The sequence below is a fragment of the Variovorax sp. Root411 genome, assembly GCF_001425205.1.
In the GTDB taxonomy this organism is placed as follows: domain Bacteria; phylum Pseudomonadota; class Gammaproteobacteria; order Burkholderiales; family Burkholderiaceae_C; genus Variovorax.
On sequence record NZ_LMDW01000012.1, the window covers coordinates 178,280 to 195,542 of the forward strand.

At 66.8% G+C, this 17,263-nt stretch carries 17 protein-coding genes; 5 read left to right on the forward strand and 12 right to left on the reverse strand.

Annotation, left to right across the window (positions count from 1 at the left end):
* Window positions 1-23: 23 nt before the first annotated feature.
* The 8 genes from ASC92_RS11810 to ASC92_RS11845 all read right to left on the reverse strand — a co-directional run bounded on the left by ASC92_RS11810 (window position 24) and on the right by ASC92_RS11845 (window position 8,764).
* Window positions 24-1,055, reverse strand: a complete 1,032-nt coding sequence (locus ASC92_RS11810) for a dipeptide ABC transporter ATP-binding protein (protein ID WP_056515139.1) — start codon at window positions 1,053-1,055, stop codon at window positions 24-26.
* The gene (locus ASC92_RS11815) at window positions 1,052-2,077 is read right to left on the reverse strand and encodes an ABC transporter ATP-binding protein (RefSeq protein ID WP_056515143.1); all 1,026 of its coding nucleotides are present in this window, start codon (window positions 2,075-2,077) and stop codon (window positions 1,052-1,054) included. Before ASC92_RS11815 ends, ASC92_RS11810 begins: the two co-directional genes overlap by 4 nt.
* An 18-nt stretch (window positions 2,078-2,095) precedes the next feature.
* Window positions 2,096-3,004, reverse strand: coding sequence for an ABC transporter permease subunit (locus ASC92_RS11820; RefSeq protein WP_056515146.1), 909 nt, complete (start codon window positions 3,002-3,004; stop codon window positions 2,096-2,098).
* Between the two features lie 4 nt (window positions 3,005-3,008).
* A complete protein-coding gene (locus ASC92_RS11825) occupies window positions 3,009-4,013 on the reverse strand; it encodes an ABC transporter permease subunit (RefSeq protein WP_056515149.1) in 1,005 nt (334 codons plus the stop codon).
* A 50-nt stretch (window positions 4,014-4,063) separates the two neighbouring features.
* The gene (locus ASC92_RS11830) at window positions 4,064-5,743 is read right to left on the reverse strand and encodes a long-chain-fatty-acid--CoA ligase (protein WP_056515153.1); all 1,680 of its coding nucleotides are present in this window, start codon (window positions 5,741-5,743) and stop codon (window positions 4,064-4,066) included.
* Between the two features lie 100 nt (window positions 5,744-5,843).
* Window positions 5,844-7,271 carry an NAD(P)(+) transhydrogenase (Re/Si-specific) subunit beta gene (locus ASC92_RS11835; protein WP_056515156.1) on the reverse strand — a complete coding sequence of 476 codons (1,428 nt, stop codon included), beginning with the start codon at window positions 7,269-7,271 and terminating at the stop codon, window positions 5,844-5,846.
* A complete protein-coding gene (locus ASC92_RS11840) occupies window positions 7,268-7,597 on the reverse strand; it encodes an NAD(P) transhydrogenase subunit alpha (RefSeq protein ID WP_056515158.1) in 330 nt (109 codons plus the stop codon). Before ASC92_RS11840 ends, ASC92_RS11835 begins: the two co-directional genes overlap by 4 nt.
* A gap of 24 nt (window positions 7,598-7,621) precedes the next feature.
* On the reverse strand, window positions 7,622-8,764 hold the full coding sequence (locus tag ASC92_RS11845) for a Re/Si-specific NAD(P)(+) transhydrogenase subunit alpha (RefSeq protein ID WP_056515161.1): 1,143 nt from the start codon (window positions 8,762-8,764) through the stop codon (window positions 7,622-7,624).
* Window positions 8,765-9,203: 439 nt separating this feature from the next.
* On the opposite strand from ASC92_RS11845, the gene ASC92_RS11850 reads away from it, so the two are divergent.
* The 3 genes from ASC92_RS11850 (at window position 9,204) to ASC92_RS11860 (ending at window position 10,957) form a co-directional block, all read left to right on the forward strand.
* Window positions 9,204-9,917, forward strand: coding sequence for a response regulator transcription factor (locus ASC92_RS11850; protein WP_056515164.1), 714 nt, complete (start codon window positions 9,204-9,206; stop codon window positions 9,915-9,917).
* Between the two features lie 100 nt (window positions 9,918-10,017).
* The gene (locus ASC92_RS11855) at window positions 10,018-10,452 is read left to right on the forward strand and encodes a DUF4019 domain-containing protein (RefSeq protein ID WP_056515167.1); all 435 of its coding nucleotides are present in this window, start codon (window positions 10,018-10,020) and stop codon (window positions 10,450-10,452) included.
* 13 nt (window positions 10,453-10,465) lie between these two features.
* A complete protein-coding gene (locus ASC92_RS11860) occupies window positions 10,466-10,957 on the forward strand; it encodes an NUDIX hydrolase (RefSeq protein ID WP_056515168.1) in 492 nt (163 codons plus the stop codon).
* A 1-nt stretch (window position 10,958) separates the two neighbouring features.
* Here ASC92_RS11860 and mnmA read toward each other — a convergent pair whose 3' ends face one another.
* Entirely contained in the window at window positions 10,959-12,065 is a 1,107-nt protein-coding gene (mnmA, locus tag ASC92_RS11865; RefSeq protein WP_056515171.1) for a tRNA 2-thiouridine(34) synthase MnmA, read from the reverse strand.
* Between the two features lie 186 nt (window positions 12,066-12,251).
* Here mnmA and ASC92_RS11870 point away from each other — a divergent pair, with 186 nt between their 5' ends.
* Window positions 12,252-13,982, forward strand: a complete 1,731-nt coding sequence (locus ASC92_RS11870) for a long-chain-fatty-acid--CoA ligase (protein ID WP_056515174.1) — start codon at window positions 12,252-12,254, stop codon at window positions 13,980-13,982.
* A 13-nt stretch (window positions 13,983-13,995) separates the two neighbouring features.
* On the opposite strand, the gene ASC92_RS11875 is transcribed toward ASC92_RS11870, so the two are convergent.
* Together ASC92_RS11875 and ASC92_RS11880 are read right to left on the reverse strand one after the other, a co-directional pair.
* The gene (locus tag ASC92_RS11875) at window positions 13,996-14,988 is read right to left on the reverse strand and encodes an LLM class flavin-dependent oxidoreductase (RefSeq protein ID WP_056515176.1); all 993 of its coding nucleotides are present in this window, start codon (window positions 14,986-14,988) and stop codon (window positions 13,996-13,998) included.
* A gap of 72 nt (window positions 14,989-15,060) precedes the next feature.
* Entirely contained in the window at window positions 15,061-15,666 is a 606-nt protein-coding gene (locus ASC92_RS11880; RefSeq protein ID WP_056515181.1) for a DUF6891 domain-containing protein, read from the reverse strand.
* 219 nt (window positions 15,667-15,885) lie between these two features.
* On the opposite strand from ASC92_RS11880, the gene ASC92_RS11885 reads away from it, so the two are divergent.
* A complete protein-coding gene (locus tag ASC92_RS11885; RefSeq protein WP_056515184.1) occupies window positions 15,886-16,608 on the forward strand; it encodes a hypothetical protein in 723 nt (240 codons plus the stop codon).
* A 78-nt stretch (window positions 16,609-16,686) separates the two neighbouring features.
* On the opposite strand, the gene ASC92_RS11890 is transcribed toward ASC92_RS11885, so the two are convergent.
* Complete coding sequence (locus ASC92_RS11890; protein WP_056515187.1) at window positions 16,687-17,067, reverse strand: hypothetical protein; 381 nt, start codon at window positions 17,065-17,067, stop codon at window positions 16,687-16,689.
* Window positions 17,068-17,263 lie beyond the last annotated feature (196 nt).

The window sequence follows — 17,263 nt, forward strand, 5'->3', positions numbered from 1 at the left end:
ACAGGGTTGAGAAAAGTCGCCGCCTACGGCGCGGCGAGCACGGGACCATCGGCGCGCACGGGGGCCGCGCCATCGAGAAACTGCTCGGCATAGTGGCAGGCCACCAGCCGCTCGTCCAACGCGCGCAGCAGCGGCCGCTCCTCGCGGCAGCGCGGCTGCACGTGCGAGCATCGCGTGCTGAAGACGCAGCCTGTGGGCGGGTTCAGCGGCGACGGCAGCTCGCCCTTGAGCACGATGCGCTGGCTGCTCAGGCCCGGCGTCGAGGCCAGCAGCGCCTGCGTGTACGGGTGCAGCGGCCGCGCGAAGATGCGCGACTTGGGGCCCTGCTCCACCGCATGGCCCAGATACATCACGAGGACGTCGTGCGCGATGTGGCGCACCACGCCGAGGTCGTGCGAGATGAAGAGGTACGCCAGGCCCAGCTCGGCCTGCAGGTCGGCCAGCAAATTGAGCACCTGCGCCTGGATCGACACGTCGAGCGCCGACACCGGCTCGTCGGCCACCAGCAGCCGCGGGTTCAGCATCAGCGCGCGCGCGATGGCGATGCGCTGGCGCTGGCCGCCCGAGAACATGTGCGGATAGCGGTTGGCGTACTCGGGCCGCAAGCCCACGCGCGCGAGCATGTCGCGCGCGTGGGCGGCACGCTCCGACTTGCCCATGGTGGTGTTGATGGCGAGCGGATCCTCGAGCACCGTCGAGATCTTCTTGCGCGGATTGAGCGAACCGTACGGGTTCTGGAACACCAGCTGCACGGCCTGGCGCAACTCGCGCTTGCGCTCGGATGGCGGGTTCACCGCGTCGGCGCCGACCAGCGTGAGCTGGCCCGCGGTCGGCTTCTCGATCAGCGCGACCATACGCGCCAGCGTCGACTTGCCGCAGCCCGACTCGCCGACCACGGCCAGCGTGCGCCCGCGCTCGATGCGAAAGGAAATGCCGCCCACAGCCCGCAGGTGCGCGGCCGCGCGGAACAGCCCGCGGCGGATGTCGTAGGTGCGCTGGAGATTATTCGCCTCCACCACCACTTCGCTCGAAGCGCCGTTCGATGCCTCGCTCATGGCAGCACCTCGATCGCTTGTTGCCGCGGTGGGTCTTGCGCGATGGCCGCCATGCGCCCCGGCTCGTCGAGCGGAAAGTGGCAGCGCACCTCGGCGCCGTGCGATTCGCGCAGCGCCGGGCGCACCTGGCAGGCGCGCTCGGTGACGTAGCCGCAGCGCGGCGCGAACAGGCAACCCGCGGGCCGGTCGTGCACGCCCGGCACCACGCCCGCGATGGTGGCGAGCCGCCCCTCTGGCGCGGCGCGCTCGGGCAGCGCCGCCAGCAGGGCTTCGGTGTACGGATGCTGCGGCGACGCGAAGAGCCGGTCGACGCGCTGGTGCTCCATCACCTGCCCCGCGTACATCACGGCGATGCGCTGCGCCATCTCGCTGACCACACCCATGTTGTGCGTGATGAGCACCAGCGCCATGCCGCGCTCCTTCTGCAGGTCGCGCAGCAGATCGAGGATCTGCGCCTGGATGGTCACGTCGAGCGCGGTGGTCGGCTCGTCGGCGATCAAGAGGCGCGGGTTGCAGGCGATGGCCATGGCGATCATCACGCGCTGGTTCATGCCACCCGAGAGCTGATGCGGATAGCTGCCCAGACGCGACGATGCGGCGGGAATGCCCACCTGCTCGAGCAACTCGGTCGCGCGCCGCTTCGCATCACGCTTGTCGAGCTTCAGGTGCAGCCGCAATGTTTCCATCAGCTGGAAGCCGATGGTGAAACAGGGGTTGAGGCTGGTGGTCGGCTCCTGGAAGATCATCGCGACCTCCTTGCCGACCAGCGCGCGGCGCGCCTTGTCGGAGATGCCGAGCAGCTCCTTGCCCGCGAAGCGCATGTGGTCCGCGCGCACCCGGCCCGGAAAGCCGACGAGGCCCATGAGCGCCATCATCGTGACGCTCTTGCCCGAGCCCGATTCTCCGACGATGCCGAGCACCTCGCCCTCCTCGAGCGTGAGGCTTACGCCGTCGACCGCATGCAGCACGCCGCCTTGCGTGGGAAATTCAACGTGCAGATCTTTTACTTCGAGCAAAGGCATTTCTATTTCTCCTTTGCTTCAGCGCTTGAGCTTCGGGTCGAGTGCATCGCGCAGCCCGTCGCCCAGCAGGTTGAAGGCCAGCACGGCCGCAAGGATCGCCAGGCCCGGGAAGGTCACGACCCACCAGGCGCGCAGCACGAACTCGCGCGCGTCGGCCAGCATGGTCCCCCATTCGGGCGATGGCGGCTGCGCCCCCAGGCCGATGAAGCCGAGCGCGGCCGCATCGAGGATGGCGGTCGAGATGCCGAGCGAGGCCTGCACGATCAGCGGTGCGGCGCAATTGGGCAGCACCTCGCGGAACATCAGCCGCAGCGTGCCGGCGCCGCTCACGCGCGCGGCGGTCACGTAGTCGCGCGAAATTTCGGTGATGACGGCCGCGCGCGTGATGCGCACATAGTGCGGCAGCACGACGATGGCCACGGCGATCATCGCGTTGATCAGCCCCGGCCCGAGGATCGCGACGATCACGATCGCCATCAGCAGGCTCGGCATCGTGAGGACGATGTCCATCAGCCGCATGATCGCGATCTCGAGCACGCCGCGGAAGAAGCCCGCGATCAGCCCGAGCACCACGCCCACGGCCACCGAGATCGCCACCACCGCGACGCCGATCGACAGCGACAGCCGTGCGCCGTGCATCAGGCGCGAAAGAATGTCGCGCCCGATCGCGTCGGTGCCGAGCAGGTAGCTCGCGGAGCCGCCTTGCTGCCACGCCGGCGGCAGCAGAAAGACGGCGCTGTTGGTCTCGTTGGGCGCGTGCGGTGCGATCCACGGCGCGAACAACGCGACCAGCAGCAGCACGACGATGGTGGCGAGCCCGATGACCGCGCCGCGGTTGGCAGAGAAGGCCGCCCAGAACTCGCGCCAGGGCCCAGGGGGCGCCGCGCTTCTTGCGCCGGCCGGTACTGCTTGTTGTGTCGTCGCCATGGCTTCAGTGCCTGATGCGCGGGTTGATGACGCCATAAGCCACATCGACCAGCAGGTTGACCAGCATCACGATTCCTCCAAGCAGTAGCATGCCGCCCTGCAGCACCGGATAGTCGCGCCGGCCGATGGCCTCGATGAGCCACTTGCCCACGCCGGGCCACGAGAAGATGGTCTCGGTAAGGATGGCGCCCGTGAAGAGCACGCCCACCTGCAGCCCGATGACGGTGACGACCGGGATCAGCGCATTGCGCAACGCATGCAGACCCACCACGCGAAAGCGCGACAGCCCCTTTGCGCGCGCGGTGCGGATGTAGTCCTCGCCCAGCACCTCGAGCATGGCCGAGCGCGTCATGCGCGCGATGACCGCAAGCGGCACCGTGCCGAGCACGATGGCCGGCAGGATCAAGTGATGCAATGCCGACCAGAAGGCGCCGATGTCACCGGCGCGCAGGGAGTCGATCAGTAGGAAGCCGGTTTCGGGCTCGATGTAGTACTGCACCGCGATGCGCCCCGACACGGGCGTCCACCCGAGCTGCACCGAGAAGAACAGGATCAGCAGCAGCCCCCACCAGAAGATCGGCATCGAGTAGCCGGTGAGCGAGGTGGCCATCACGCCGTGGTCGAAGATGGAATTGCGCCGCACCGCCGCGAGGATGCCGGCCGGCAGCCCGAGCAGCAGCGCGAAAAGAATGGCGCAGGCCGCGAGCTCGACGGTGGCCGGGAAGAGCGCGAGGAACTCGCTCATCACCGTGTCCTGCGTGATCAGCGACTTGCCGAGGTCGCCGTGCAGCACGCGGCCGATGTAGATACCGTACTGCACGATCACCGGCTTGTCGAAGCCGTAGGCGGTGCGCAGCTGGGCGTGCCGCACGGGATCGATCCCGCGCTCGCCCGCCATCGTTTCGATGGGGTCACCCGGCACCAGCCGGATGAGGAAGAAGGCGAGCAGCGTCATGCCGATGAAGGTCGGCACCAGCAGGCTCACGCGGGTCAGGAGGAATCGAAACATCGACCGCGAATATGCAAGATCGATGCCGCGGCCCTCACCGGGCCGAACCCTTACTTCTTGGCGTCGCGCAACTCGCGGCGAAGGATCTTTCCGACCGGCGTTTTCGGCATGTCGCTACGAAACTCCACGATTCGCGGCTGCTTGTAACCCGTAAGGTTTGCCCGGCAGTATTCGCGCACCTGTGCTTCGGTGAGCGAAGGATCTTTCTTGACGATCACGAGCTTCACCGCTTCGCCGGTCTTCTCGTCGGGCACGCCGACCGCCGCGCATTCGAGCACGCCCGGAACCAGCGCAACCACGTCCTCGACCTCGTTCGGATACACGTTGAAGCCCGACACCAGAATCATGTCCTTCTTGCGGTCGACCACCTTGAAGTAGCCGCGTTCGTCGACCACGCCGATGTCGCCACTCTTGAAGTAGCCGTCGGGCGTCATGACCTTGGCGGTCTCGTCGGGGCGCTGCCAGTAGCCGGCCATCACCTGCGGGCCCTTGATGGCGATCTCGCCGCGCTCGCCGGTCGGCACTTCGTTGCCGTCGTCGTCGAGCAGCTTGAGCCAGGTGCTCGGCAGCGGCAGGCCGATGGTGCCGGTGTAGGCGGTGCTGTTGGTCGGGTTGCAGGTGGTCGACGGCGAGGTCTCCGACAGGCCGTAGCCTTCGCAGATCGGGCAGCCGGTCTTCTCGAGCCAGAGCTTGGCCACCGCGGCCTGCACGGCCATGCCGCCGCCGACCGAGATCTTCAGGTTCTTCCAGTTGACGGTGTTGAAGTCGGGGTGGTTCGCCAGCCCGTTGAACAGCGTGTTGACGGCCGGCAGGCTGTGGATGGTGTGCTTCGACAGCTCCTTGAGCACGCCGGCGATGTCGCGCGGATTCGGGATCAGGATCAGCTTGCCGCCCGTGCGCATGTTCAGCATCATGCCGACCGTGAACGCGAAGATGTGATACAGCGGCAGCGCGCATACGCTGGTGGGCTGCTCGTTGGCGGGCACCTTGTCCATGGCCGGGCCGTTCCAGGCTTCGGACTGCAGCACGTTCGCGATCACGTTGCGATGCAGCAGCACCGCGCCCTTCGACACGCCGGTGGTGCCGCCGGTGTACTGCAGCACGGCCACGTCGTCCGGGCCGATGGCCACGGGCTTCACCGAAGCGCTCGCGCCCTTGTCGAGCGCTTCGTTGAAGCGCACCGCACCCGGCAAGCTGTACGGGGGCACCAGCTTCTTGACGTTGCGCACCATGTAGTTGACGAGCGCGCCTTTCAGGAAGCCGAGGCGGTCGCCCATGGAGGCCAGCACCATGTGCCTGATCGGCGTGGCCGCGATGCATTGCTGCAGCGTGGTGCCGAAGTTCTCCATGATGACGATCGCCTTCGCGCCCGAGTCCTTGAGCTGGTGCTCGAGTTCGCGCGGCGTGTACAGCGGGTTCACGTTGACCAGGATCAGGCCGGCGCGCAGGATGCCCGCCACCGCGATCGGGTACTGCGGGCAGTTGGGCATCATGACCGCCACGCGGTCGCCCTTGGCGAGGCCCAGGCCCTGCAGGTAGCCCGCGAAGGCCTTGCTCTGCCTGTCGGTCTCGCCGTAGCTGATGTCCCTGCCCATGAAGCTGTAGGCCGTGCGGTCGGCGTACTTCGCGAAGCTCTCTTCCATGAGTGCGACCAGCGAGGTGTACTGCGAGGCATCGATATCGGCGGGCACACCCTGCGGATAGCTGCTGAGCCAGGGACGATCGGTCATTGGATTTGTCTCCTCCGGGAGTCGGACTGTTGAAAACGAAAACGGCGCACGAGATGGCGCCGCGAAGAGCTCGCCCGCTGCGCGGGCGTGGACCTTCGGCCTATTCGATGGCCTTGCCCATATCTTCCACTACTTTTTTTGCATCCCCAAAGACCATCATCGTCTTGTCCATGTAGAACAGCTCGTTGTCCAGGCCCGCATAGCCCGCGGCCATGGAGCGCTTGTTCACGATGACGGTCTTGGCCTTGTAGGCTTCCAGGATCGGCATGCCGTAGATCGGCGTGCCCTTGGTGAGCGCGGCCGGGTTCACCACGTCGTTGGCGCCCAGGATGATCGCCACGTCGGCCTGCGCGAACTCGCCGTTGATGTCCTCCATCTCGAACACCTGGTCGTACGGCACCTCGGCCTCGGCCAGCAGCACGTTCATGTGCCCCGGCATGCGCCCGGCCACCGGGTGGATCGCGTACTTCACCGTCACACCCTTGTGCGTGAGCTTCTCCGCCAGCTCGTTGACCGCATGCTGGGCGCGTGCCACCGCCAGGCCGTAGCCCGGCACGATGATCACGGTCTCGGCGTTGGACAGCATGTAGGCCGCGTCGTCGGCGCTGCCGCTCTTGACCGGACGCTGCTCCTTGGCACCGCCGCCCGCGCTGACCGCCTCGCCGCCGAAGCCGCCCAGGATCACGTTGAAGAACGAGCGGTTCATCGCCTTGCACATGATGTAGCTCAGGATCGCACCCGAAGAGCCCACGAGGCTGCCCGCCACGATCAGCATCGCGTTGTTCAGGCTGAAGCCGATGCCCGCGGCCGCCCAGCCCGAGTAGCTGTTGAGCATCGACACCACCACCGGCATGTCGGCCCCGCCGATCGGGATGATGATGAGCACGCCCATCACGAAGGCCAGCGCCAGCATCGCGAAGAAGGCCGGCCAGCTTTCGGTGGCCATGAACACCAGCCCCAGCCCGATCATGGCCAGCCCGAGCACGAGGTTCAGCATGTGCTGGCCCGCGAACTGCACCGGCGCGCCCTGGAACAGGCGGAACTTGTAGGTGCCCGAGAGCTTGCCGAAGGCGATGACCGAGCCGCTGAAGGTGATGGCGCCGATGGCCGCACCCAGGAACAGCTCCAGCCGGTTGCCGGTGGGAATGGGCGCGCCCTTGGCGATGCCTTCGAGCATGGCCGCGGGTTCGACCACGGCCGCGACCGCGATGAACACCGCCGCCAGGCCGATCATGCTGTGGAAGAAGGCCACCAGCTCGGGCATCTTGGTCATCTCGACCGTCTTGGCCCGCCAGGCGCCGTAGCCGCCGCCGACCACCAGCCCCAGCAGCACCCAGGCCAGGCCCATGAGGTGGCCGCCGGCGATGTTGTAGATCAGCGCGCCGGTGGTGAGCACGGCGATGGCCATGCCGGCCATGCCGAAGAGGTTGCCGCGGATCGAGGTGGTGGGATGGCTCAGGCCCTTCAGGGCCTGGATGAAGCAGACGCTGGCAACGAGGTACAGCAGCGTGACGAGGTTCATGCTCATTGGGCGGCTCCCTCTGCCTTGGGCGCGGGCGCCTTCTTTTCCTTCTTCTTGAACATCTCGAGCATGCGCCGCGTGACGAGGAAGCCGCCGAAGATGTTCACTGCCGCCAAGGCGACCGCGAGCACGCCCATGGTCTTGCCGAGCGTGGTTTCGGTGAGCGCGGCCGCCAGCATGGCGCCCACGATCACGATGGCCGAGATGGCGTTGGTCACGGCCATCAGCGGCGTGTGCAGCGCGGGCGTGACGGTCCACACGACGTGGTAGCCCACGTAGATGGCCAGCACGAAGATGATCAGGTTGATGACGGTATGGGAAACGGGATCCATGGGTTCTTCTCCTCGCGTGTTCGCTTACTTCTTCGTGACCTGGCCGTCCTGCGTGACGCGGCAGGCGGCGACGATGTCGTCCTCGAGGTCGATCTTCAGCGCGCCCTCCTTGGTGACGATGAGCTTGAGGAAGTCGAGCACGTTGCGCGCGTAGAGCGCCGAGGCATCGGCCGCCACCAGCGCCGCGAGGTTGGTTTCGCCGACGAGGGTCACGCCATGCTTGACCACGGTCTTGTCGGCCTCCGACAGTGGGCAGTTGCCGCCCACGCCACCATCGGGATTGACAGGGCCCTTGCCGGCGGCGATGTCGACGATCACCGAACCGGGCTTCATGGCCTTGACCATGTCCTCGGTGATGAGCGTGGGCGCGGCACGCCCGGGAATGAGTGCGGTGCTGATGACGATGTCGGCCAGCGCCACGCGCTTGGCGACTTCGACCTGCTGGCGCGCAAGCCAGCTCGCGGGCATGGGCTTGGCGTAGCCGCCGACGCCGACGGCGGCTTCCTTTTCTTCATCGGTGTCGTAGGAGACTTCGATGAACTTGCCGCCCAGCGACTCGATCTGCTCCTTGACGCTGGGACGCACGTCGGAGGCTTCGATGACGGCGCCCAGGCGCTTGGCGGTGGCGATGGCCTGCAGGCCGGCCACGCCGACGCCCAGGATGACGACGCGCGCGGCCTTCACGGTGCCGGCCGCTGTCATGAGCATCGGGAAGAAGCGCTGGTATTTGTCGGCCGCGATCATCACGGCCTTGTAGCCGGCGATGTTGGCCTGCGACGAGAGCACGTCCATGCTCTGGGCGCGGGTGGTGCGCGGCGCGGCTTCGAGCGCGAAGGCGGTGACGCCGGCGCCCGCCAGGCGTTGCAAACCGGGCGCGTCGAAGGGGTTGAGCATGCCGATGACGACGGCGCCGGACTTCAGCAGCGCGGTCTCGGCATCGGTGGGGGTGCGCACCTTGAGCACCATGTCGGCGGCGAACGCGGCGTTCATGTTGACGATCTCGGCGCCTGAGGCCTGGTAGGCGGCATCGGTGACGCTGGCCGCAACGCCAGCCCCCGACTGCACCCGTACGGTATGCCCTGAGGCCACCAGTTTCTTCACCGTCTCGGGTGTAACAGCCACGCGGGTTTCGCCAGCCAGTGTCTCGGCAGGCACGCCTATCAGCATAGAGATCTCCTCAAAGCAAGGGGCACACGGAACGCGGGCAGAGCTTACAGCAAGATTACAAGCGTTCGCTGCCGCAAAAACACTCTGTGGTTTTCGCCCCAAAGTGCCGATGAATGTTGCCGTTGCTGCTATTTATTCAATAGCAAATTCGGGTATTCGATAGCGCCCTGGAAGGAGCGACACGCGCCTTTCCGTCGCCCGACGAACAAACTTCAGATTGCTTGTCCAGAAAAAAATTGTTAACAACCCTTAATGAAATTCACAATCAAATCCGTTATTTGCATCCAATTGTCGCCAAATTTATTAAGAAATTCCTTAGAAAATGCGATTTGCGTGCATTAGTTGCAACTTTTAAACTTTACGTTAGTCGCAGATAGATACACTTCGACTCAAATCATCAGCTCAACGAGACTGGCGAAGGGAGGAAGAAGGGGATGGAATGCGAATTGCAGTACTCGACGACGGTATAGATCAACCCAAGCGGATCAATCAAACCATGACGGCACTCGAGCACGAGTGCCATTCCTACACGGAAGGAAAAGCGCTGCTGCAGGCGATGCGCCGGCAGACCTTCGACCTGCTGATACTCGACTGGAACCTGCCCGACATGAAGGGCCCCGACGTCGTGAAGTCCATCCGTCGCGAGCTCCACAACCGGCTTCCCATTCTTTTCGTGACCGACAGGCATGACGAGGGCGACCTGGTCGAGGGGCTCAATGCGGGCGCGGACGACTTCATGGTCAAACCCGCCCGAGCCGGTGAGCTCGAAGCCCGCGTGAACGCGCTGCTGCGCCGCTCTTACCCGGCCCAGCACGAGGCCGAACTGGTTTTCGGCCCCTACCACTTCTATCCGCCCTCGCGCCTCCTGAAGGTTCGCGGGGTGCAGGTCGAGTTGAAGAACCGGGAGTACGAACTCGCGCTGTTCCTGTTCCAGAACCTTGGGCGGCTGCTCTCGCGCGAGCACCTGCACGAGGCCGTCTGGGGCCTTGGCGCAGAAGCGCTGTCGCGATCGCTCGACACCCACATCTCGCGCCTGCGGACCAAGCTCGACCTGCGCCCCGCAAACGGCTTCCTGCTGCTGGCCATCTACGGCCTGGGGTACAGGCTGGAAACGATCGAGGCCGACGCGCTGCCCGGGATCGGCGTGCGCTGAACCGGGAATCTCCGGCGCGCTACAGTCTCGAACGGTTTCCACCGTTGCGGACCCAGCCTTGCAGGACTGGCTGTGCGCCCCACCCGAAGGATTGAGACGAATGAACCCGATGATCCGATTGCTGCTCGCAGCCACCTTGCTCTGGAGCGGGTTCGGTCCGGCCGCCGCACAGGAGGTCGAAGCCAGCGACATGGTGCGAGGCGGCATGCAGGTGATCCAGATGATCGACCAGGGCAAGGCCGGCGAACTGTGGGACGGCGCCACCCCCGCCGCCCGCAAGCGCGTGACGCGCACCGACTTCACCACCCAGATCGCCAGGAGCCGCGCCCCGATCGGCGCACCGCAGATGCGCATCTGGGTGTCGGTCAACCGCCAGATCGTGGCCGACGCCGACGGTGATACGGCCGGCCAGTACGTCAGCGTCGAATACGAGACCCGCTTCGCGAACAAGCCCGACGGCACCTTGCGCGAACTCGTGAGCTTTCACCTCGACAGCGATCGTGTCTGGCGCTTCAGCGGCTATGCGCTGAAATAAGAAGGCCGAAAACATGGCAGCAGGCCCGCGCTGGAAACCCAACGTCACCGTGGCCGCGGTGATCGAGCGCGACGGGCGCTTCCTGCTGGTCGAGGAGCAGACTGCCGATGGCCTGCGGCTCAACACGCCCGCGGGGCACCTCGACCCCGGCGAATCCCCGGCCGAGGGCTGCGCGCGCGAGACCCTCGAAGAAACCGCCCATCATTTCACGCCGACGGCACTCATCGGCATCTATATGGCGCGCTCCCGGCCGGCAGCCGAGCGCGGCGAAGACACCACCTACATGCGCTTCGCCTTCGCAGGCACCCTGGGCGCGTTCGAAGAAGGCCGCCCGCTCGACGAAGGCATCGTGCGCACCGTCTGGATGACGGCGAACGAAATCCGCGCCAGCGCGGCACGGCACCGCAGCCCGCTGCTGCTGCAGTGCATCGAAGACCATCTGGCGGGCCAGCGCCACCCGCTGGACTTGGTCCACGTCGACGAATCGGTGCGCTCGGCGCCCTGAGTCAGACGATGACGCCGCCGCCAAGGCAGCGTTCGCCGTCGTAGAGCACGGCCGACTGCCCCGGCGTGACGGCCCATTGCGGCTCACCGAAGCGCAAGGCGAACGCGGCGCCGGAATCTTCCCCGGCATCCATCTCGCAGGCCGCATCGGCCTGCCGGTAGCGCGCCTTCGAGCCGTAGCCGCCCGGCGCCGGCGCCTCGCCGGAGACCCAGCTTGCATCGTCCGCCTTCAGCGCCGACGACAGCAGCCACGGATGGTCGTGCCCCTGCACCACCCATAGCGTGTTCTTCTCGACATCCTTGCGCGCCACGAACCACGGCGAATGGTCGCCCGAGCCGCGCTGTGCGCCCCTCTCCTTCACGCCACCGATGCCAAGCCCCTGCCGCTGCCCCAGCGTGTAGAAGCTCAGCCCCTGGTGCTCGCCCAGCTTGCGGCCGCGGTCGTCCTTGATCGGGCCGGGCTCCTTGGAGATGTAGCGGTTGAGGAACTCGCGGAACGGCCGCTCGCCGATGAAGCAGATGCCGGTCGAGTCCTTCTTCTTCGCGTTGGGCAGGCCGATCTCTTCCGCGATGCGGCGCACCTCGGTCTTGTGCAGTTCGCCGACCGGGAACAGCGTCTTCGACAGCTGCGCCTGGTTCAGGCGGTGCAGGAAGTAGCTCTGGTCCTTCGACGGATCGAGCCCCTTGAGCAGTTCGTGCTTGCCGGTGCCCTCGTTCAGGCGCACGCGCGCATAGTGCCCGGTCGCGATCTTCCCGGCGCCGAGCCGCATGGCATGGTCGAGGAAGGCCTTGAACTTGATCTCGGCGTTGCACAGCACGTCGGGGTTCGGCGTGCGGCCGGCCTTGTATTCGCGCAGGAACTCGGCGAACACGCGGTCCTTGTAGTCGGCTGCGAAGTTGACGTGCTCGATCTCGATGCCCAGCACGTCGGCCACGCTGGCGGCGTCCACGAAATCGATGTTCGACGAGCAGTATTCGCTGTCGTCGTCGTCTTCCCAGTTCTTCATGAAGATGCCGACCACCTCGTGCCCCTGCTGCTTGAGCAGGTGCGCCGTCACCGCGGAGTCCACTCCGCCGCTCAGTCCCACAACGATCCGATGCTTTGCCATAAGCTCCCTATTGTCCCAGCCCCGTCGAAGGGGCTTCCGGCGTGTGGGAAATCGGGAAAACCCGTGTCGCCGGTTTGTCAGCCCGCGGGCCATCGACGGGAGGGCCGGCGCTAAAGTGATTCCGGACGAAGGCGGCAGCAAGACCCGCCACGCCATTCACGACAACAGCAAGCGGAGACAAGACGCATGGCCACACCTTCCACCGCCGCGATTTCCGGCGACAACACCCCGTGGACACGCGCCTACCCCGAGGGCATGCGCTGGGACGCCGAACTGCCCGTGAAGCCGGTGCAGCAGATGCTCGACGAGGCCGTCGAGCGCTGGCCCGAGCGCTCCGCCGTCGAGTTCATGGGTCAGGTCATTACCTACCGCGAACTCGGCGCCGCCGTCGAGCGCGCGGCCAAGGGCCTGCAGGACCTGGGCGTGAAGCCCGGCATGCACGTCGGCCTCTACCTGCCGAACACGCCGCACTACCCGATCGCCTTCTTCGCCGTGCTGAAAGCCGGCGGCACGGTGGTGAACTATTCACCGCTCGACGCCGAGCGCGTGCTGGCCCACAAGATCGAGGACAGCCGCACCGACATCCTCGTCACGCTCGACCTCGTCAACCTCTACCCGCAGATGGCGCGCCTGCTCGACAACTCGCGCCTGAAGACGCTGGTGGTCGGGAGCCTCGGCGACTACGGCGCCATGGGCGACAGGGTGCAGGCCCAGCTGCAGGGCGCCGGCCAGATCGCCCCCGTGCCCGCGGACGACCGCCACGTGCGCTTCACCGAGCTGCTGAAAAGCGAGGGCGCGCACAAGACCTATCCGCTGGGCGACCTCGCGGAAGAAATCGTGGTGCTCCAGTACACCGGCGGCACCACCGGCCTGCCCAAAGGGGCGATGCTCACGCACGCCAACCTCACGTCGGCCTCGGCGCAGTACTACGAGTCGACCAAGGGTGATCCGCCCATCCTGGCCGAGGGCACCGAGCGCTTCCTGGTGGTGCTGCCGCTCTTCCATATCTTCGCGCTCAGCGCCGCGATGCTGCTCGGCGTGCGCCTGGGCGCGGCGCTGGTGCTGCACACGCGCTTCGACGTGGACGCGGTGATGAACGAGCTCGCCGCCAGCCGCATCAGCGTGTTCCCCGGCGTGCCGACGATGTACACCGCCATCCTCTCGCACCCCAAGGCGAAGGAGATGGACCTGCGCTCGCTCAAGTTCTGCGGCTCCGGCGGCGCGCCCCTGCCGGTGGAAGTGGAGCAGCGCTTCTTCGAGCTCACCGGCTGCCACCTCAACGAGGGCTGGGGCATGACCGAGACCTCGCCCGTGGGCACCTTCACGCCCGCGCGCGGCCTGCGCAAGGCGGGCTCGTGCGGCATGCCGCTGCCGCGGGTGCGCATCAAGCTCGTGAGCCTGGACGATCCCTCGAAGGACATCAGCGCCTTCGGTGAGGCGGGCGAGCTCTGCATCAAGGGCCCGAACGTGATGAAGGGCTATTGGAACAACCCCAAGGCCACGGCCGAGTCGATGACGGCCGACGGCTACTTCCGCAGCGGCGATGTGGCGAAGATGGACTCCGACGGCTACCTCTACATCGTCGACCGCACCAAGGACATGCTGCTGTGCGGCGGCTACAACGTCTATCCGCGCGTGCTGGAAGAGGCGGTGTACGAGCACCCCTCGGTGGCCGAGGTCTGCGTGATCGGCATCCCCGACGAGTACCGCGGCCAGTCGCCCAAGGCCTTCGTGAAGCTGAAGGAAGGCGCGCCCGAACTGACGCTCGATGCGCTCAAGGCATTCCTGAAGGACCGCCTCGGCAAGCACGAGATGATCGGCGCGCTGGAGATCCGCGCCGAGTTGCCCAAGACGCCCGTGGGCAAGCTCTCGAAGAAGGACCTCGTCGACGAGGAAGCCCGCAAGCGGGCGGTCTAGCAGCCGCGGCCGCTTACCGCTTCTTCTGCCTGAAGGCTTCGGCCAGCAGCTCGTAGGAGCGCAGCCGGGCTGCGTGGTCGAACACCTGCGAGGTGATCATGAGTTCGTCGGCACCGGTGCGCGCCACGAATGCCTCGACGCCCTTCTTCACCGTCTCGACCGAACCCACCGCGGAGCACGACAGCACGGAGTCGAGCAGCGCGTTCTCCGCCGGCCCGACCTTCTGGCGGTAGTTTTCCACCGGCGGCGGCAGGCGCCCCGGCCGGCCGCTGCGCAGGTTCACGAAAGCCTGCTGCCACGAGGTGGCGCGGAACTCGGCTTCGGCATCGGTGTCCGCCGCGAACACGTTGAAGCCCAGCATCACGTACGGCTTCTGCAGCTGCGCCGACGGCTTGAAGGTCTCGCGGTAGATCTGGATGGCCTGCATGATCTGCTGCGGCGCGAAGTGCGAGGCAAAGGCATAGGGCAGGCCCAGGTGCGCCGCGAGCTGCGCGCCGAAGGTGCTCGAACCGAGGATCCACACCGGCACTTCGAGCCCCGCGCCGGGCACCGCACGCACCGGCTGCTGCGGCGCCTTCGACATGAAGTCCATCAGTTCCATCACGTCCTGCGGAAACTGGTCCGCGTCCGATTCGAGGTTGCGGCGCAAGGCCCGCGCGGTGCGCTGGTCGGAGCCCGGTGCGCGCCCGAGGCCGAGGTCGATGCGCCCCGGGTACAGCGACTCCAGCGTGCCGAACTGCTCGGCGATCACGAGCGGCGAATGGTTCGGCAGCATCACGCCGCCGGCGCCGATGCGGATGGTCGACGTGCCCGCCCCCACGTACGACAGCAGCACCGCCGTGGCCGCACTCGCGATGCCCGGCATGCCGTGGTGCTCGGCCAGCCAGTAGCGCGTGTAGCCCAGCTTCTCGCCATGCTGCGCCAGCGAGAGCGAGTTGCGGAACGACTGCGCGGCGTCGCTGCCTTCGGTGATCGGGGAAAGGTCGAGGATCGATAACGGAATCATGGCGCGATCATGGCGCGAACCGCCAAAGCCGTCGCGCGAGGGGCTATTCGGTTGGGTATGGCGTCATCACGCTCACGCGCGGGGGCTCCGCTTGCGCCATTGGCCGAGGTCGGCTTCGATGCGCTCGTCGACGTTGCCGCTCCAATGCGCGCCAAAGCCGGCCGCGCGCAGCAGCTCCACGATGCGGTGGCCCACCACCACGGTGTTGGCTTCGCGCTGTTCGATCTCGGGGATCATGCCGCCGCTGAAGGCCAGGCGCAGGCGGCCGGTGCGCACCGCGGTGTCGAGGTCCTGCGAGTGATAGAAGCAGCAGCCGCGAATGCCCGAGGCCAGCCGCCCCGCGGCGCGCCACTGCTCGCGCACGTCGTCGTGGCCGTCGGCCAGCGTGTTGCCCGCGCGATGCAGCGCAATGATCTTCTCGCCGCGCAGCTGCGCGAAAACCGCTTCGAGCCAGTCGTATTCGGTCTGCGCGGGCCACCCGGATTCGGCCGCGCGCTTGGCGGCGCAGGCGCGTGCGGCCTCGGCCTTCACCCAGGCACGGTCCTCGGCGGAGAGCTCGTCCGGATCGAGGTACTCGTCGGTGATCATCCATTCGACGTCGGCATCGGGATGGAAGCCGCTCCACACGAGATCGTGGATGCGTCCGCGTGTGTCTTCAGGATCGAGAGTGAGGGCCATGCGTGTTGGGTTGCCGCATCGGCGGCGACGAATCGTGCTTTCTTGTTTGTCTGCTGGCGGGAGCCGGTTTATTTTCGCCCACCGCACCAGGACGGCGCAGTAATGCGAAAGCATGAGCCCCTGCGGCCACCCCTTCCGCGCCGCGCCATCATGAAGGATGCGCCAGGACAAGGCAATGCAACGCGGCCCCCTGCGGCTGGCTATGCTCGGCGGCTCTTCATGCCGCAGCGCCATCCTTCCATCGACCCGATCGCCCACCCTCGCGTGGCCGGACTGCCGCCTTTCGACGAGCACGTGCCCACCGAATGGTGCTCCGACGCGCCGCAGGCCACCGAGCGCATGCAGAAGCCGTTCTCCGACTGGATCGCATGGCTGGTCGCGCTGGCGGTGCTGGCCTTCATGGCGGCGTTCGGCTTCCAGGCCATCACGTGGTCCCTGCGCGGCGGCTGGCAATGGCTCTGGCTGCTGGTGGGACTGCCGTTCTTCGGCATCTTCTCGGTGTCGACGGTGATGTTCCTCGTGACCACCCTGCGCGAGCGCCGCCGCGTGCGCGTGGCACTCGAAAACATGTCGCTTGAACGCGGCGAAGGCTTCCGCGCGGACATGCCGCTGGACCAGCGCCTGCGCGCGACGGTGCCGCCCGCGCGGGACGGCGAACGCACCGCGGCGCCGGAGCGCATCGGCGTGCGCCTGATGCAGCGCGCGATCCGCCACGACCCCGACGGCCACGCCGTGCTGGTGGACGAATGCCGCGACGAAACGGTGGCGCATTGCGAAGCCACCGACGATGCGCACGGCAGCCGGCGGGTCTATGCGTGGACGCTGCGCGCGGGCCCGGCGCACGAAGGCGCGACGCAATGGTTCATCACGCTGCACGACGCGGCGCTGCCCGGCGGCCCGCCCTTTCTTGTGGCGGCGCTGCGGGAACTGCCTTCGGGCTGAGCCGGCCAAAAAAAACGGGCCATGCAAACGCATGGCCCGTTTTCTGTCTTTTACCTGGCGGAAGGCTGTCGCGGCGGATTACAGCGGCAGGCTGTCGCCGCGGGCTGCAGCGCGGGCGGCGGCACGCACCGCGGCGCGATCCACCGTGCTGGCCAAGACCGGTGCCGCAACGGCGGAAGCGCCTTCGGCATACGGATCGGCACTGTGCGCAGCGGCCACGGCATCGGCGCGGACGGCGGCGCGGCTGACGGTCGAGACGATCACGCGGGCCGGGCCGGCATCGGCGCCGGTGGCGTAAGGGTTGGCGCTGTGGGCAGCAACCACGGCCTGGCCGGCGACGTCGGCGCGGCTGGCGGCCGAGGTCAGCTGGTGCACGCCTTCGTATGTTTCAGCGTGGGCGGCGCCGGCAGCGGCCAGCAGGGCGATGGAGATAGCGGAGAGGAGCTTCGAGGCGGTCATTTGGATGTCCTTCAATTCGTTTCAGTTCTTTTGCACTTGGATGATTTCGAACCGGTCTTGGGTGGGTCACCGTCCCGTCGGGGGGCGGCCACCTCGCTCGGGGCCCTGTTCACCCAGATCGGCTTGGGGGCCGGTCTGTGAGATGAATTGTGCGCCGTCATCTAAGTAAAAACCCTTAGCAAACGGAACCACGGTG

Coding starts and splice junctions, on each gene's coding strand:
- ASC92_RS11880 (WP_056515181.1), bottom strand. CDS start 15,666: ATGGCCCTCACTCTCGATCCTGAAGACACACGCGGACGCATCCACGAT.
- ASC92_RS11840 (WP_056515158.1), bottom strand. CDS start 7,597: ATGGATCCCGTTTCCCATACCGTCATCAACCTGATCATCTTCGTGCTG.
- ASC92_RS11885 (WP_056515184.1), top strand. CDS start 15,886: ATGCCGCAGCGCCATCCTTCCATCGACCCGATCGCCCACCCTCGCGTG.
- ASC92_RS11875 (WP_056515176.1), bottom strand. CDS start 14,988: ATGATTCCGTTATCGATCCTCGACCTTTCCCCGATCACCGAAGGCAGC.
- ASC92_RS11820 (WP_056515146.1), bottom strand. CDS start 3,004: ATGGCGACGACACAACAAGCAGTACCGGCCGGCGCAAGAAGCGCGGCG.
- ASC92_RS11810 (WP_056515139.1), bottom strand. CDS start 1,055: ATGAGCGAGGCATCGAACGGCGCTTCGAGCGAAGTGGTGGTGGAGGCG.
- ASC92_RS11860 (WP_056515168.1), top strand. CDS start 10,466: ATGGCAGCAGGCCCGCGCTGGAAACCCAACGTCACCGTGGCCGCGGTG.
- ASC92_RS11835 (WP_056515156.1), bottom strand. CDS start 7,271: ATGAGCATGAACCTCGTCACGCTGCTGTACCTCGTTGCCAGCGTCTGC.
- ASC92_RS11850 (WP_056515164.1), top strand. CDS start 9,204: ATGCGAATTGCAGTACTCGACGACGGTATAGATCAACCCAAGCGGATC.
- mnmA (WP_056515171.1), bottom strand. CDS start 12,065: ATGGCAAAGCATCGGATCGTTGTGGGACTGAGCGGCGGAGTGGACTCC.
- ASC92_RS11830 (WP_056515153.1), bottom strand. CDS start 5,743: ATGACCGATCGTCCCTGGCTCAGCAGCTATCCGCAGGGTGTGCCCGCC.
- ASC92_RS11890 (WP_056515187.1), bottom strand. CDS start 17,067: ATGACCGCCTCGAAGCTCCTCTCCGCTATCTCCATCGCCCTGCTGGCC.
- ASC92_RS11815 (WP_056515143.1), bottom strand. CDS start 2,077: ATGCCTTTGCTCGAAGTAAAAGATCTGCACGTTGAATTTCCCACGCAA.
- ASC92_RS11870 (WP_056515174.1), top strand. CDS start 12,252: ATGGCCACACCTTCCACCGCCGCGATTTCCGGCGACAACACCCCGTGG.
- ASC92_RS11855 (WP_056515167.1), top strand. CDS start 10,018: ATGAACCCGATGATCCGATTGCTGCTCGCAGCCACCTTGCTCTGGAGC.
- ASC92_RS11825 (WP_056515149.1), bottom strand. CDS start 4,013: ATGTTTCGATTCCTCCTGACCCGCGTGAGCCTGCTGGTGCCGACCTTC.
- ASC92_RS11845 (WP_056515161.1), bottom strand. CDS start 8,764: ATGCTGATAGGCGTGCCTGCCGAGACACTGGCTGGCGAAACCCGCGTG.